The organism is Streptomyces sp. NPDC001443 (assembly GCF_053597355.1).
In genome coordinates this window covers 40,747-55,625 of record NZ_JBSFIA010000033.1, presented here as the reverse complement: position 1 = coordinate 55,625, position 14,879 = coordinate 40,747, and the positions used below count along the sequence as shown (strand labels likewise).

The 14,879-nt window shown below is 73.6% G+C and carries 10 protein-coding genes; 8 read left to right on the top strand and 2 right to left on the bottom strand.

What is annotated here, in order from left to right; all coding sequences use genetic code 11:
* Nucleotides 1–32 precede the first annotated feature (32 nt).
* The 7 genes from ACWC24_RS29240 to ACWC24_RS29210 all read left to right on the top strand — a co-directional run bounded on the left by ACWC24_RS29240 (nucleotide 33) and on the right by ACWC24_RS29210 (nucleotide 12,356).
* Nucleotides 33–1,313 (top strand): carbohydrate ABC transporter permease, encoded by a 1,281-nt coding sequence (locus ACWC24_RS29240; protein WP_450665929.1) that lies wholly within the window; start codon nucleotides 33–35, stop codon nucleotides 1,311–1,313.
* A complete protein-coding gene (locus ACWC24_RS29235) occupies nucleotides 1,310–2,152 on the top strand; it encodes a carbohydrate ABC transporter permease (protein WP_450665886.1) in 843 nt (280 codons plus the stop codon). The genes ACWC24_RS29240 and ACWC24_RS29235 overlap by 4 nt, the downstream gene beginning before the upstream one ends.
* 142 nt (nucleotides 2,153–2,294) lie before the next feature.
* Nucleotides 2,295–4,556: a bifunctional glycosyltransferase/CDP-glycerol:glycerophosphate glycerophosphotransferase gene (locus ACWC24_RS29230; protein WP_450665885.1), complete on the top strand. Its 2,262-nt coding sequence runs from the start codon at nucleotides 2,295–2,297 to the stop codon at nucleotides 4,554–4,556.
* 228 nt (nucleotides 4,557–4,784) lie between these two features.
* Complete coding sequence (locus ACWC24_RS29225) at nucleotides 4,785–6,986, top strand: bifunctional glycosyltransferase/CDP-glycerol:glycerophosphate glycerophosphotransferase (RefSeq protein ID WP_450665884.1); 2,202 nt, start codon at nucleotides 4,785–4,787, stop codon at nucleotides 6,984–6,986.
* A 7-nt stretch (nucleotides 6,987–6,993) separates the two neighbouring features.
* A complete protein-coding gene (locus ACWC24_RS29220) occupies nucleotides 6,994–9,297 on the top strand; it encodes a bifunctional glycosyltransferase/CDP-glycerol:glycerophosphate glycerophosphotransferase (protein WP_450665883.1) in 2,304 nt (767 codons plus the stop codon).
* Nucleotides 9,294–10,667 (top strand): hypothetical protein, encoded by a 1,374-nt coding sequence (locus tag ACWC24_RS29215; RefSeq protein ID WP_450665882.1) that lies wholly within the window; start codon nucleotides 9,294–9,296, stop codon nucleotides 10,665–10,667. The genes ACWC24_RS29220 and ACWC24_RS29215 overlap by 4 nt, the downstream gene beginning before the upstream one ends.
* Before the next feature lie 84 nt (nucleotides 10,668–10,751).
* Nucleotides 10,752–12,356, top strand: coding sequence for a hypothetical protein (locus tag ACWC24_RS29210; RefSeq protein WP_450665881.1), 1,605 nt, complete (start codon nucleotides 10,752–10,754; stop codon nucleotides 12,354–12,356).
* On the opposite strand, the gene ACWC24_RS29205 is transcribed toward ACWC24_RS29210, so the two are convergent.
* Nucleotides 12,346–12,759 (bottom strand): organic hydroperoxide resistance protein, encoded by a 414-nt coding sequence (locus tag ACWC24_RS29205; protein ID WP_450665880.1) that lies wholly within the window; start codon nucleotides 12,757–12,759, stop codon nucleotides 12,346–12,348. The two genes, ACWC24_RS29210 and ACWC24_RS29205, sit on opposite strands and share 11 nt — an antisense overlap.
* 122 nt (nucleotides 12,760–12,881) lie before the next feature.
* On the opposite strand from ACWC24_RS29205, the gene ACWC24_RS29200 reads away from it, so the two are divergent.
* The gene (locus ACWC24_RS29200) at nucleotides 12,882–13,388 is read left to right on the top strand and encodes a MarR family winged helix-turn-helix transcriptional regulator (RefSeq protein WP_450665879.1); all 507 of its coding nucleotides are present in this window, start codon (nucleotides 12,882–12,884) and stop codon (nucleotides 13,386–13,388) included.
* On the opposite strand, the gene ACWC24_RS29195 is transcribed toward ACWC24_RS29200, so the two are convergent.
* Nucleotides 13,336–14,868, bottom strand: a complete 1,533-nt coding sequence (locus tag ACWC24_RS29195; protein ID WP_450665878.1) for a glycosyltransferase family 39 protein — start codon at nucleotides 14,866–14,868, stop codon at nucleotides 13,336–13,338. The genes ACWC24_RS29200 and ACWC24_RS29195 overlap by 53 nt on opposite strands.
* Between the last annotated feature and the right edge of the window lie 11 nt (nucleotides 14,869–14,879).

Genomic DNA, 14,879 nt, shown 5'->3' with positions numbered 1-14,879 from the left:
CGGCCCCCGCCGGGCCGAGCAGACGCAAGAGCGTGACCGGCACCCGCAGGACCGTGGCGGCGCTGTTCCTGCTGCCCGCCCTGGTGCTGCTCGGCGCGCTCGTGGTCTACCCGATCGGGTACTCGGTCGTACGCAGTTTCTACGACCGCTCCGGTGACGGCTTCGCCGGATTCGACAACTACCGGGCCCTGTTCACCGACGACGGCATCCGTACGGCGCTGAAGAACAACGTCATCTGGGTGGTGTTCGCGCCCACGGTCGCCACCGCGCTCGGTCTGATCTTCGCGGTACTGACCGAACGGGTGCGCTGGGGAACGGCGTTCAAGCTGGTCGTCTTCATGCCGATGGCGATCTCGATGCTGGCGGCCGGCATCATCTTCCGGCTGGTCTACGACCAGGACCCGGACAAGGGCGTCGCGAACGCGGTGTGGGTCGGGGTGCACGACACGTTCGCGCAGTCGTCGGCGTTCCCGAACGCCCACCCTGGCCGCGATTCGCCGCTCGTCGCCCAGGGCGGCGGGTTCGTCACCAAGGACCCGGTCCGCACCGGCGAGGCCGTCACCCTGCCGCTCGTCGGTGTCGCCCCCGACCAGATGCCCGACGGCGCCGCGCCGGCCGCGAAGCCGAAGGCCGAGCCGGGGAAGATCACCGGCACCACCTGGCAGGACTTCACCCGCGGCAAGGGGGTGGGCACGCTCGGCGCCCCCGACCCGTCCGAACCGGGCTACTCCGGCATGCGGATCGAGGCGGTGAAGGACGGCCGGGTCGTGGCGTCGGCGAAGGCCGCCGCCGACGGCACCTTCACGCTCCCGGCCGCCGCGGACGGGGCCTTGCTGCGGCTGCCCGCGAGCAACTTCAAGGCGCCGTACAACGGCGTGAACTGGCTGGGCCCTTCGCTGGTCACCCCGGCCATCATCGGCTCGTACGTCTGGATGTGGGCGGGCTTCGCGATGGTGCTGATCGCGGCCGGGCTCGCGGGCGTGCCCCGGGAACTCCTGGAGGCCGCCCGGGTCGACGGCGCCAACGAGTGGCAGGTGTTCCGGCGGGTCACGGTGCCGCTGCTCGCCCCCGTCCTCGCGGTGGTCGCGGTCACGCTGATGATCAATGTGCTGAAGGTCTTCGACCTGGTCTTCATCATCGCCCCGGGGTCCTCCCAGGACGACGCGAACGTGCTCGCCCTGGAGCTGTACCGCAAGGGCTTCTCCGAGGACCAGCCGGGCGTCGCCAGCGCGATCGCGGTGTTCCTGCTGCTGCTGGTCATCCCGGTGATGTGGTTCAACGTACGGCGGCTCAGGCGGGAGGTGCGGCGATGACGGCATGGCTGCTCGCGAAGGTCAACAGCGGTCTGGTCCGGGTCTTCCTGCTGCTGGTCGGCCTGTTCTGGCTGGTGCCGACGATCGGTCTGCTGCTGTCGTCGCTGCGCTCCCCCACCGACATGAGCGCGAGCGGCTGGTGGGAGGTCTTCTCCCAGCCGTCCCAACTCACCTGGGAGAACTACCGCAACCTGCTGGAGAACGGCGACATCACCGGCTCCCTGGTCAACACGGTGCTGATCACGGTCCCGGCGACCGTGCTGGTGGTGGCGATCGGCTCGCTCGCGGGCTACGCGTTCGCGTGGATGGAGTTCCCGGGCCGGGACTGGTGGTTCCTGGGCGTGGTGGGGCTGTTGGTCGTGCCCGTGCAGGTGGCGCTGATCCCGATCGCCGAACTGTTCGGCAAACTGGGGCTGTTCGGGTCCATCCTCGGGGTGATCCTGTTCCACGTCGGGTTCGGCCTGCCGTTCGCGGTGTTCCTGCTGCGGAACTTCTTCGCGGAGATCCCACGTGAACTCCTCGAGGCGGCCCGCCTCGACGGAGCGGGCGAACTGCGGCTGTTCGCACGGGTCGTGCTGCCGCTGGGCGGTCCGGCGATCGCGAGCCTGGCCATCTTCCAGTTCCTGTGGGTGTGGAACGACATGCTGGTCGCGCTGGTGTTCACCGACGCGGACAGCCAGCCGATCACGGTCGCGCTCCAGACGCAGGTACGGCAGTTCGGCAACAACATCGACGTGCTGGCGCCGGGCGCGTTCATCTCCATGGTGATCCCGCTGGCCGTCTTCTTCGTGTTCCAGCGGCAGTTCGTCACCGGCGTGATGGCGGGCGCCGTCAAGTGACGCGCGTTCCGGGGCGGGTCGAGGTCATCGGCCCGCCCTTCGCCGTTCACCCGGCATCCCCCGTATGCCGCACACACCGTAACCAAGTCACTCCATCGGACGTTCCCGGGCAGAACGCCCCGCGCCGACCCATGGATGTCCCGTGCCCAGGTTCAGTGTCATCGTCCCCGCGTACAAGGTTCAGGCGTACCTGCACGAATGCCTGCAATCGGTGCTCTCGCAGTCGTACGCCGATCTGGAACTGATCGCGGTCGACGACTGCTCCCCGGACGCCTGCGGCGCGATCATCGACGAGTTCGCGGCCCGCGATCCCCGCGTACGGGCGCTGCATCTGCCGGAGAACCAGGGTCTGGGCCCGGCCCGCAACGCCGGCATGGAGCAGGCCAAGGGCGACTACCTGGTCTTCCTCGACTCCGACGACACGCTCACCCCGGGTGCGCTCGACGCGATCGCCGACCGGCTCGAGGCGACCGGCGAACCGGACGTGCTGGTCTACGACTACGCCCGCACGTTCTGGACCGGCGAGGCCGTCCGCAACAGGTTCGCCGGCCGGCTCGCCGAGGAGGGCCCGGCACCGTTCCGGCTCGCGGACCGGCCGGACCTGCTGCGGGTGCTGATGGTGGCCTGGAACAAGGCGTGCCGCCGGGACTTCGTGGAACGCGAGGGGCTGCGGTTCCCGCCCGGCTACTACGAGGACACGCCCTGGACCTATCCGGTCCTGATGGCCGCCGGGTCCCTCGCGACCCTCGACCGGGTGTGCGTGCACTACCGGCAGCGCCGCCAGGGGAACATCCTGGGCACCACCAGCCGTCGGCACTTCGATGTGTTCGAGCAGTACGACCGGGTCTTCGCGTTCCTCGACGGGCGGCCCGAACTCGCCTGCTGGAAGCCGCTGTTGTTCCGCCGCATGGTCGACCACCTCTCGACGGTGTTCACCAGGCCGGGCCGGCTGCCGCGCGCCGCCCGCGCCGAGTTCCTGCGCAGGGCCCGCGCCCAGTACCGCCGTCATCGCGTCCCCGGCGCCCCCGTCTCGCCGCGCACCCGGCTGCGGCACGGCCTGGTCCGCCTGGGCCTGCACCGCACCTACCGCGTGCTGCAACGGGCGACGGGCCTGTACCGCCGGACCCGGCGGCTCGCCGACCGGCTGCTCGAGGTGGCGCGGGCCGGGACGTTGCAGCTGCACTACCGCGTCCAGCTGCGCCTTCCGCTCCGTGCCGACCAGGCGGTCTTCGCGGCCTACTGGGGCCGTGGCCACGGCTGCAACCCGGGCGCGCTGGAGACCGCCTTCCGCACCCACGCCCCGCACATCCGCACGGCGTGGATCGCCCGGCCCGAGCACCACGACACGATCCCGGCGGGCACCGGCCGGCTGACCCCGGGCACGGCCGCCTACTGGACGGCGCTGGCCCGCTCCAAGTACCTCGTCAACAACGTCAACTTCGACCGGCGCCTGGTCAAGCGCCGCGGCCAGGTCTTCGTCCAGACCCAGCACGGCACCCCGCTCAAGCGCATGGGCCTCGATCTCCAGGACCGTCCGGCGGCGGCGCGCGGGATGGACTTCGCGGAGCTCCTCAGGAGCGTCGACAAGTGGGACTACGTCCTGTCCGCCAACCGCCACACCACGCTGACCTGGGAGCGGGTCTACCCCGGCGGCTACACCACGCTCGACTACGGCTACCCCCGCAACGACGTCCTCCAGCGGGCGAGCGCGGCGGACATCGCGCTGCTGCGGGCGTCCCTGGGCATCCCCGAGGGCACGGTGGCGATCCTGTACGCGCCCACCCACCGGGACTACCGCACCACCCGGCACACCCCCCTGGACCTGGAGCGCCTGCTGCGCCGCCTGGGCCCGCGCTTCATGATCCTGGCCCGTTCCCACCAGGGGCAGGCCGGCCCCCCGGCCCGGGGCGCCCGCATCGTCGACGTCACCGGCCACCCGAGCGTGGAGTCGCTGTGCCTGGCCGCGGACGCGCTGGTCACCGACTACTCGTCGATCATGTTCGACTACGCCAACCTGGACCGGCCGATCGTGATCCACGACGCCGACCGGGAGGCGTACGAGGCGACCCGCGGCACCTACTTCGACCTGCGCGCCTTCCCGCCGGGCCCGGTCGTGCGCACCGAGGACGAGCTGACCACCGTCTTCGCGAGCGGCCACTGGCGCGGAGCGCGCTCCGAGCGGCTGCGCGCCGCCTTCCGGGAGCGGTTCTGCCCGTACGACGACGGACACGCCGCCGAACGGGTCGTACGCCATGTGGTGCTGGGCCAGACACCGGGGCTGCCCGCGGTCGTGCCGCTCGACCGGCGGCGCCCGGTGCCGTCTGCGGCCGAGGCGCTCACGTGTTCCCCGCTCGCCACGACGGCGCAACCTTCCGGTCCGTCCCCCGTCACCGACAGCCACTGAACACCGTTTGCCCTATCGGGAGTTCCCATGCCCCTCAGCAACTCGCGGCCCACCCCGTCCCGGCCTCCCACCTGGCGGCCGACCGGGCGGCCGGGCCGGGTCCGTACGGCCTGAGTGCCGGGACCCGGACCGGACCCCGACCGGGCAGGCCGGCCGGTACGCCGGTCGGGGTGCCGGCCGCGCCCCCGGCCGGCACCCCGACCGGGACCTCGACAGAGAAAGAGCAGAATGCCCCGCTTCAGCATCATCGTCCCGTCCCCGGGGATCGGAGGCCGGCTGTCCCTGGCGCTGGACTCCGTCCTCGCCCAGTCCTTCGGCGACTTCGAGCTGATCCCGGTCTGCGACGCGCCCGACGCCCCGGCGGCGGAGGTCGCCGCCGGCTACGCGGGGCGGGACGCGCGGGTGACGCCGGTGCACTCACCTCCGTCCGCCGGGCCGGGCGCGGCGCGCAACGCCGGGATGCGGGTGGCGTCCGGCGCGTATCTGCTGTTCCTCGACGGCGACGACGTGCTGGCCCCGGGCGCGCTGGCCGCGCTGGCCGACCGGCTGGACACCACCGGTGACGTCGACGTCCTGTACTTCGAGCACGAGCGGACGCCGTGGTGGGAGGGCGAGCCGACCAGCCCGGCGGCACCGCTGCTGGCGCAGGCCCCGCCGGACGCCTTCGCCCCCGACCGGGCGCCCGAGGTGACCTGTGTGCGGCTGCCCGTCCGGAGCGCCGCCCACCGCAGGGCGTTCCTCGTCGAGCGGCAGATCGCCTTCCCCGACGGCCACTTCGCGGAGCTGGGCTTCGGCGGCCTGGTCACGATCGCGGCCGAACGGGTCGCCGTACTGCGCTCGGTGGTCGTACGGCACCGGCTGCGCCGCCAGGGCAGCCGGTCGAACCAGCCGGGCGCGCACCACTTCGAGCTGCTCGAACAGACGGACCTGGTGCTCTCGCGGGCCGCCGGGCAGGGGCTGTCCGGCGAACGGGCGGGCGCCCTGTTCGAGCAGCTGTTCGCGCAGGTGCTGAGAACCGCGGCCCACCCCCAGCGGCTGACGTCGGGCAGGCGCGCCTTCTTCCGTCGCGCCGGCCGTCTGTACCGCCGCCACCGCCCGGCCGGTTTCCGCAGGCCGGCCGGCAGCCTGGGCGTGCAGCACCGGCTGCTGGCGGCGGGGGCGTACACCGCGTTCCGCGCCCTGCGCGGCGCCAACCAGGTCGCGGCGCGGGCCGCCCGGAGCGTCCCGCGCCCCCGGACGGTGCTCACCCGGCTGCGGTACCGCAGGCAGTTGCGCCGACCCCTCGATCCCCGGCTGGCGGTGTACTGCGCCTACTGGGGCCGCGGTTACGCGTGCAGCCCGGCCGCCATCCACGCCAAGGCCCGTGAACTCGCCCCGCACATCCGGTCGGTGTTCCTGGTGGAGCCCGAACACGCGCACACCGTGCCGGAGGACGTCGAGCACGTGGTGATCGGCAGCCGCCGCTACTGGGAGGTCCTGGCCCGCGCCACGTACCTGATCAACAACGCCAACTTCGCGGAGGGCGTGGTCAAGCGCGCCGGCAGCGTGCACGTGCAGACCCAGCACGGCACACCGCTGAAGAAGATGGGCGTCGACCAGTCGACGTACCCCGTGGTGGCCGCGGCGACCGGCAGCTTCACCAAGCTGCTGGGCCGCGTCGACCGCTGGGACTACAACCTCTCCGCCAACCGTCACTCCACCCAGATGTGGGAGCGCGCCTTCCCCGGCTCCTACGAGGCCCTGGAGTACGGCTATCCGCGCAACGACGTCTACCTCACCGCGACCGCCGAGGACGTCGCCCGGGTCCGCCGGGAGCTGGGCGTCCCGGAGGGCGCGACGGCCGTCCTGTACGCGCCGACGCACCGCGACCACCAGAGCGACTTCGAGGCGGGCCTGGACCTGGAGAGGTTCTGCGCGGAGGCCGGCGAGGACGTCGTGGTCCTGCTGCGCGCCCACTACTTCTACGACCGGGGCCACGGCACAGGCAGCGGCCGGATCATCGACGTGACCTCGCACCGCTCCTCCGAGGACGTCTGCCTGGCCGCCGACGCACTGATCACCGACTACTCGTCGATCATGTTCGACTACGCCAACCTGGACCGGCCGATCGTCGTGTACGCCGACGACTGGGAGGTCTACCGGGAGACCCGGGGCGTCTACTTCGACCTGCTCGAGGAGCCGCCAGGACCGGTGGCGCGCACCCCGCGGGAACTGGCCCGGGTCTTCGCCGACGGCTCGTACGCGGGGCCGCGCTCCCGCGCGCTGCGGGCCGCCTTCCGGGAGCGGTTCTGCCAGTTCGACGACGGCCGGGCCGCCGAGCGGGTGGTGCGCCGGGTGCTGCTCGGCGAGCCGCCGGAGGCGATCCCGCCGGTGCTGCCGCTCGACCGGCGCGTCCCGGCGCCCGCCGCCGCCACTCTCGTGAGGAGCTGACCCCGCAGTGCCCCGCTTCAGCGTCATCATCCCCTGCTTCAAGGTGCAGGGCTTCCTGCGCGAGTGCCTCGACTCGGTCCTGGAGCAGTCGTACCGGGACATCGAGGTGATCGCCGTCGACGACCGCTCCCCGGACGGCTGCGGAGCGATCCTCGACGAGTACGCGGCCCGCGACCCGCGCGTCACGGTGCTGCACCTGCCGGAGAACGTCGGCCTGGGCCGCGCCCGCAACGCCGGGATGCCCCACGCCACCGGCGACTTCCTCTTCTTCCTCGACAGCGACGACACCCTCACGCCGGGCGCGCTGCGCGCGATGGCCGACCGGCTCGACGAGACCGGCGACCCGGACGTCCTGGTCTTCGACTACGCCCGCACCTACTGGTGGGGCGGCACCCGGCGCAACGCCCTCGCCCATCTGCTCGCACCGGACGGCGGCGCGGGCGCGGGTCCGGACGACGGTGGTGGCGGTGACGGCGGTGGTGGCGGTGACGGCGGTGGTGGCGGTGACGGCGAAACGTTCACGGCCGCCGGGCGCCCGGAGATCCTCGACCTGCTGATGGTGGTCTGGAACAAGGTCTACCGGCGGGAGTTCGTGGCGGAGAACGGCTTCGAGTTCCCGCCCGGGTACTACGAGGACACGCCCTGGACGTTCCCGGTGCTGCTCAGCGCCGGACGGATCGCCACCCTGGACCGGATCTGCCTGAACTACCGCCAGCGCCGCCAGGGCAACATCCTGTCCACCACCAGCCGCAAGCACTTCGACATCCACGACCAGTACGAGCGGGTCTTCGCGTTCGTCGGCGCCCGCCCCGAACTGGCCGTCTGGCGCCCCTGGCTGCACCGCAAGATGGGCGAGCACTGCCTCGACATCCTCGCCAAACCGGACCGGCTGCCGCCCGCGGACCGGGCCGAGTTCTTCCGGCTCACCGCGCGGATGTTCCGCAGGCACCGGCCGCAGGGCACGTCGGTCTCCGGGGAACTGCGACTGCTGGAGGGCGGCTACCCGGCCTATCTGCTGAAGCGGGGCACGGGCCGGGCGGCCCGGGAGCTCGGGCGGCGGGCCCTGCCGGTGTCCAGGGCGGCGGCCGGACGCCTCAAACAGGGCTGGTCCGCGCTGCACGCCCGCCGTCCGCTCGACCCGCACCTCGTCGTGTACTCGGCGTTCTCCCACCGGGGCGTGCTCGGCGACCCGGCGGCCGTCTACCGCAAGGCCCGCGAGATCGCCCCGCACCTGCGCGGGGTGTGGGTGGTGGCCGGCGAGGAGGAGGCCGCCGACCCGGCGCTGCTGCCGGAGGGGGTGGAGCACGTCCTGCTCGACTCCCTGCGCTACCACGAGATCACCGCGCGGGCGACGTACTTCGTCAACAACGTCAACTGGCCCGGCACCCTGGTCAAACGCCCCGGGAGCGTGCACATCCACACCCATCAGGGCACCCCGCTGAAGTACATGGGTGCCGATCTGCGGGACAAGCCCGGCGCCCGGTACGGCCTGGACGTGCCGCAGATGCTGCGCCGCGCCGACCGCTGGGACCACAGCCTGGTCGCCAACCGGCACTCCGAGCTGGTGTGGGAGCGGGCGTACCCGTGCCACTTCGCGTCCGCCCGCACCGGCAGCCCCCGCAACGACGTCCTCGTCGGCGCCGGACCGGCCGAGAGCGCGGCCGCCCGGGACCGGCTGGGCATCCCGCGGGAGGACACGGTCGTGCTGTACGCGCCGACCCGCCGCGAGTACCGGCGCGGCGGCCATGTCGACCGCATCGACCTGGCCCGGTTCGCCGCGGACCTGGGTCCGGGCCACACCCTCGTCGTACGGCTGCACCCCTCGCTCGCCACCGGTCCTGCGCGCGGTCTCGGCCTGGCGGACCTGCACCGGCGCGGGGTGCTGCGCGACGCGACGGACGAGCCGCACGTGGAGACGGTGCTGCTCGCCTCCGACGTGCTGGTCACCGACTACTCGGCCCTGATGTTCGACTACGCCTGTCTGGACCGGCCGGTCGTCGTGCACGCCGACGACCAGGCCGCGTACACGGCGAGCCGGGGCACCTACTTCGACATCACCGCCGAGCCGCCCGGCCATGTCTCCCGCTCCTACCGGGAACTGGCCGGGCTGCTCGCGTCCGGCGGCTGGCGGGACGAGGAGTCGGCGCGGCTGCGGGCGCGTTTCCGGGAACGGTTCTGCACGTACGACGACGGGCGCGCCGCCGAACGCGTCGTACGGACGCTGCTGCTGGGCGAGTCCATGCCGTCCGCGGCCGGGCGGGCGCGGGTGCCCGGACCGGCCGCCGGACACGACCTGCTCGCGTCCTCGTGAGGCCGCGCACCTGGGTCCTGGTGCTGGGCGCGGTCTTCGCCCTGCTCCAGCTCACGAACGTGACCGGCCGGGACACCCCGGACAGCAAGAACTACCTGGCGTACGCGCTGAGTCTGCGCGGCGAGAGCAAGCAGGCGACGGCGGCCGCCACCGTCGACTACATCTGTTCGAGCCGGGCGGCGCTGGCCGCCCGCGACCAGAGCGTGGACGTGGTGCACTTCCACCGGGCGGACCCCGCTCCGCAGGTCCTGGCGGAGTGCCGGGCCCGGGAACTCCAGGTCGTCGAGGCGCGGCTGGCGGCCGGCCAGACCGGCGGGCACACGCTGCCGTACCTCTCCGAGCGGTTCATGCGGATCTTCGAGGTGCGGCCCGGCTATCCCGTGTTCCTGCTGCCGTTCATCACGGTGTTCGGGGTGACGTGGGGGATGTGGGCGGCGAGCGTGGTGGTCACGGTGGCGGGCGGTGTCCTCGTCTTCCTGGTCCTGCGCACGCTGCGGGTGCCGGCCTCCCTGTGTCTGACCGGGCAGGCGCTGTACTACGTCCTGCCGTGCGGCACCACCGCCATGCGCCCGATGGCCGAGGGGCTGATGCTGGCCCTGACCCTGACGGCGGTGTGGGGCTGCGCGCTGGCCCTGGACCGCCGGGTCCGCGCGGGCACGCTGCTCGTCTGCGGGTCGCTGGCCGCGCTGTTCACCGTGAAGCACTCCCAGGCGCTGTTCCTGGCGGGATGCCTGGCGGCGGCCGGCGCGGTGATCGCCGTACGGCGGTGGCGGGCGGGTGCGGGATACGGGCGCGCCCCGGCGGCGGGCGCGGCAGCGGTCGCGGTGGCGGGCTGCTGCGGCGTGCTCGGCACGGTGCTGCTGGCGAACGCGCTGCACTACCCGTCCGGTTCGGAGAGCGTGCAGGATCTGCTGACGGACCACTTCGCGCGGCCCGACCGGATCCGCCCGTGGGCGGAGTTCCGCCAGCTCCAGGGCAACTTCTGGCCGGAATGGCTCAGACGGGAGGTGCGGGAGCCGCTGTTCCTGGCGGCGCTGGCCGCCGGGGCATGCGGGGCGCTGCGCCGGCGGCGGGCGTTCGGCGGGTTCCTGCTCGCGGCCGCGTTCACCGGGGTCCTCACCCAGGCCGCGCATCCCGACATCACCGTGTGGGGCGACCGGCTGATCGTCCTGGCCTGGCTGCTGCCCGTGGTGGGGGTGCCGCTGCTGCTGGAGCCGCTCGTGCGGGGCCGGGCCGTCGTCCCGGCCGTCCCCGCCGTCCCTGCCGTCCCCGCGCAGGACCGGGCCGGGACCGGGGCCGGGGCCGACGCCGGGGCCGGGGCCGACGCCGGGGCCGGGGCCGGGGCCAGGTCCGCCGGGCTCACCCGATGAGGTGACAGTCGGGTGGGCCTGTGATCACGGCGGGAAGGTACGGCCAATGCCCCTGAAGTCCTTCCACGTCCTCGCGCCGGTCCGGTGAGCGCCGGCGCCCTCGTCCGACGACCGGCCCGCGGAGCCACCGCGCTGCGCGGCGGCGGCCGTCTCCGGCGTCCCACGCCGTACCAGGTCTTCGGCTTCCTGTTCTGGCTGGTGATGTCGCTGGCGTACTGGCGGGTCCCGCTGTGCTGCGACGCGGGGCAGCACGCGGCGGTCGTCGAACGCCTCAAGGCGCATCTGCTGCACCCACGGCACCCGATGGCGGACCTGCCGGGCGCGAGCAGCCCGTACTACTCGCCGTACGCGCTCGCGCAGGGTGTCTTCGCCCGGCTGACGGGGCTGTCCGGCTGGGAGGTGGTCAGGCTCGCCGGTCCGCTGAACCTGCTGGTGCTGCTGACCGGCGTCGGCCGCTTCGTGAAGGTGCTGTCGCCCCGGCCGTGGGCGCCGGTGCTGGCGCTGGCGTCGATGACCCTGCTGTGGGGCACCGAGCGGGCCTGGTGGAGCGGTTATCTCGGCCTGATGTCGATGACCGGGACGCTCGCCTACCCGTCCGCGTTCGCGGCGGGGCTCGCCTTCTGGGCCTGGTCGCTGACCGGCGCCCGGGTCCGCGACACCCGGCGGGTGCGGTACGTGGGGCCGAGCGGGCTGCGCGGTCTCGCCGGGTACGCGGCGGTCGGCGCGCTGTACGGGGTGATCCTGCTGGTCCATCCGATCACGTCGGTGGCGGCGGTGACGGGGGCGGCCGCCCTGGTCGCGGGCCGGCGGCGGGACCGGCGGCCGGCGGTGTGGGCGCGGTGGGCGCTGGCGGGCGCGGTGGCCGTGGCCGTCGGGGCCTGCTGGCCGTATTTCAACGTGTTCGCCCTGGCCGGGGACGACAGCGTGGACGCGATGCACCGGCCGCTGTACCTGGATCTCGGCGGCCACTTCTGGCTGGCCCTGCTCGGGCTGCCGGCGCTGTGGCTGCGGGCCCGCCGGTCGTCGTGGCGTGATCCGCTGGTGCTGATGTTCGTGCTGGACTGCCTGGTGGTGGCGTACGGCTGGTTCAGCGGGCACTACACCTACGGCCGGATCCTCGGACTGACGCTCGTGGGGCCGCAGTTCGCGCTGGCCGTGGAGCTGGCGGCGGCCCGGCCGTGGCCGGTGTGGCGCAGGGTGCTGGGCGTGCTGGCGGCGACCGGGGCCTGCGTCGGCTTCCTCACCGTGCAGGCCGGGGCCGTGATCCCGCGGGCACTGGACCCGGTCGGGTTCGAGCAGCCGCCGGACTGGCCGACGTACGCGTGGGCCGCGCAGCACATCGGGCCCGGCGAGGTGGTGATCGCCGACGGGTACTACGCCGTCCACGCGATCGCGGGCTACGGTCCGAACCTCGCCGCGCCCGCCTGGCCGGACGCGGCGCTCGACGAGCGGGTGCGGCTTCGGCGGCTCGCCGACGTGCAGGCCTACCTCGCCCCGACCGCGACCCGCGCCGAGCGGGCCGCGATCGGCCGCCGGTACCACGTGCGCTGGCTGCTGCTCACGCGTTGGCGCACCGTGCCCGAGGAGGCGGTGGTGGTGGCGTGGAGCCGACGGACGGGGGAGGTGCTGGCGCGGGTCGACTACGGCTCCCGCTCCCGCGGGGAGGCCGTGCGGGGACCTACTCGATGACGAGGTCGACGTCGATGTTGCCGCGGGTGGCGTTGGAGTAGGGGCAGACCTGGTGGGCCTGCTCGACCAGCTGGCGGCCGGTGCTCTCGTCCACGCCCTCGGGCAGCTCCACGCGCAGGGTGACCTTCAGGCCGAAGCCCACGCCCTGCTTGCCGATGCCGACCTCACCGGTGACGGCGGCGTCGCTCACGTCCACCTTGGCGGCCCGGCCCACCACGCCCAGGGCGCTGGCGAAGCAGGCGGCGTAACCGGCGGCGAAGAGCTGCTCCGGGTTGGTGCCCTGGCCGTTGCCGCCCAGCTCCACCGGCGGGGCCAGCTGGACGTCCAGCTTGCCGTCGGAGGAGACGGCACGGCCGTCGCGGCCGTGGGTGGCGGTGGCGACAGCGGTGTAGAGCGCGTCCATGGAAGACCATCCCTCTCGAAGTGACGTTCCGGCGGCCCGGTCCGGCCGCCCTCACGACCACAAGTAGAGCACGCAATTCAGTTGTGCGCAATTAAATGGCTCGCAAGAGCTACCCTGGGGGCATGACGCCCACCCAGCAGCCCAGCACCGAGACCGGGGAGAACGAGACCGGGGAGAACTGGCTCCGCCTCGACCGCCAGATCTGCTTCTCCCTGCACGCCGCCTCGCGCGCCTTCAACGGGGTCTACCGCGTGCTCCTCAAGGACCTCGGGCTCACCTACCCGCAGTACCTCGTGATGCTGGTCCTGTGGGAGCGGGGCGACCTGCCGGTGAAGAAGCTGGGCTCGTTCCTGCGCCTCGACTCCGGCACCCTGTCGCCGCTGCTCAAGCGACTGGAGGCGGCGGGCCTGGTCACCCGGGAGCGCAGCGCGCGCGACGAACGCTCGGTGGAGGTGCGGCTGACCGGGGCGGGCCTCGCGCTGCGCGAACAGGCGCTCCAGGTGCCGCAGCGGATCGCCGCCGCGACCGGCTTCGGCCTCGACGAGATCCGCGACCTGCACGAACGCCTCGACCGGCTCACCACGGCGCTGGACGCGGCAGCGCTGGAGGAGATACCCGACTGCCCGTAGCCGGGCGGCGCACATACAGGCGCAGGACGGTTCCCCCGCTCACGAACTCCCGCCGCGGCTCGCGGGGGACGAACTCCTCGTTCACCACGGTGAGCTTGAGCCGCTCGGCCGGGTCGCCCGGATACCAGGGCGAGCGCAGGGCGTACGGCTCGGCGACCACCCAGAGCCGGTCGACGGCGTCGAGCCTGCGGCGCAGCAGCCCCGCGTCGACCTCGACGCCGTACAGCGTCCCGGACGCGGGTCCCGACACCTTCAGGGCCAGGTCGCGCGTCCGCCGGAACGCCCTCGGGTACGCCAGCGCCGGGCGCCGCCCGATGGACGGCAGGAACACCACCGGGTCGCCCGGCGCCAGTTCGCGCGCGGCGAGCGCGGCGACCGCGGTGAGGTTGTCCGGGCGGCGGCCGGGGTCGCGGTCGAGGCGGTACAGCGGAAGTTGCCCGGCGAACGTGAGTGCGACGGCCGACGCGCCCGCGAGGACGACGGCACGCGCACCGGCGGCCGTACCGGCGCGCGGCAGGGCGCCGAGCAGCCGGTCGGCGCCGGCGGCCGCCAGCAGCGGCGCGCCCGCCAGCGCGAACAGCACGTACCGGTCGTCGTACATCGGCCGCACCTGCGACAGGACCATCAGGGCCAGGGGCGGCAGCACCGCCAGCGGCAGCGCCACCCGGACCAGCGCCGAGCGCCGCAGCGCCGTCGCGGCCACGACGACGAGGCCGAGATACACCCACAGCGCCCCGTCCGCGCGGCCGGTGAACTGCCACAGCAGCCGCAGTGCCGTCCCGGCGTCCGGCGGCGTCAGCCACGCCACCTGACCGGCCTGCCGGCCCGAGACGAGCACGAGGGGTGCCACCGGCAGCAGCGCGCCGCCGGCCGCGGCCGCCCAGCGGCCCCACTCCCGTCGGGCGACCCGCGCGAGCGCGAGGGTCACCGCGTGGGCGGGCAGCATCAGCACCGCCAGTTCGTGCAGCAGACAGGTGCCGGCGACGAGCGCCGCGTACGGCCACCACGACCGCCGCCCGTCCACGGCCTTCGCCAGCCACAGCGTCGCCCCGGCCGCCCCGGCCGCGACCAGGGCGTACGAGCGGCCCTCCTGCGCGTAGTGACCGACCATCGGGGTGATGGCGTACAGCAGTCCGGCCCACAGGCCGACCCGCGGCCGGGCCAGCCGGCTGCCGAGCGCCGCGACCAGACCGGCCGCGGCGGACGCGGCGACGACGGACGGCAGCCGCAGCAGGACCTCGTCGGCGACCGCGCCGACCCCAGGGACAGCGGGGACGGCGAGGACGGCGTGCATGAACAGGTAGTAGAGGCCGTGCACCGCGTCCACCTCGTGCAGCAGCCGCCAGATCTGCGGCACCGAGCGCCGCGCGACCTGAAGGGTGACGGCCTCGTCGCGCCAGGTGCCGCCGCGGTCCAGGCCCCACAGTCCGAGCCCGAGCATGACGGCGGCGGGGACGGCCACCGCCAGGACACCTGCCACACCCGGTACAC

Bases quoted from the DNA above. Each gene is read 5' to 3' on its own strand.
- ACWC24_RS29235 (WP_450665886.1), top strand. From the start codon at position 1,310: ATGACGGCATGGCTGCTCGCGAAGGTCAACAGCGGTCTGGTCCGGGTC.
- ACWC24_RS29225 (WP_450665884.1), top strand. From the start codon at position 4,785: ATGCCCCGCTTCAGCATCATCGTCCCGTCCCCGGGGATCGGAGGCCGG.
- ACWC24_RS29205 (WP_450665880.1), bottom strand. From the start codon at position 12,759: ATGGACGCGCTCTACACCGCTGTCGCCACCGCCACCCACGGCCGCGAC.
- ACWC24_RS29200 (WP_450665879.1), top strand. From the start codon at position 12,882: ATGACGCCCACCCAGCAGCCCAGCACCGAGACCGGGGAGAACGAGACC.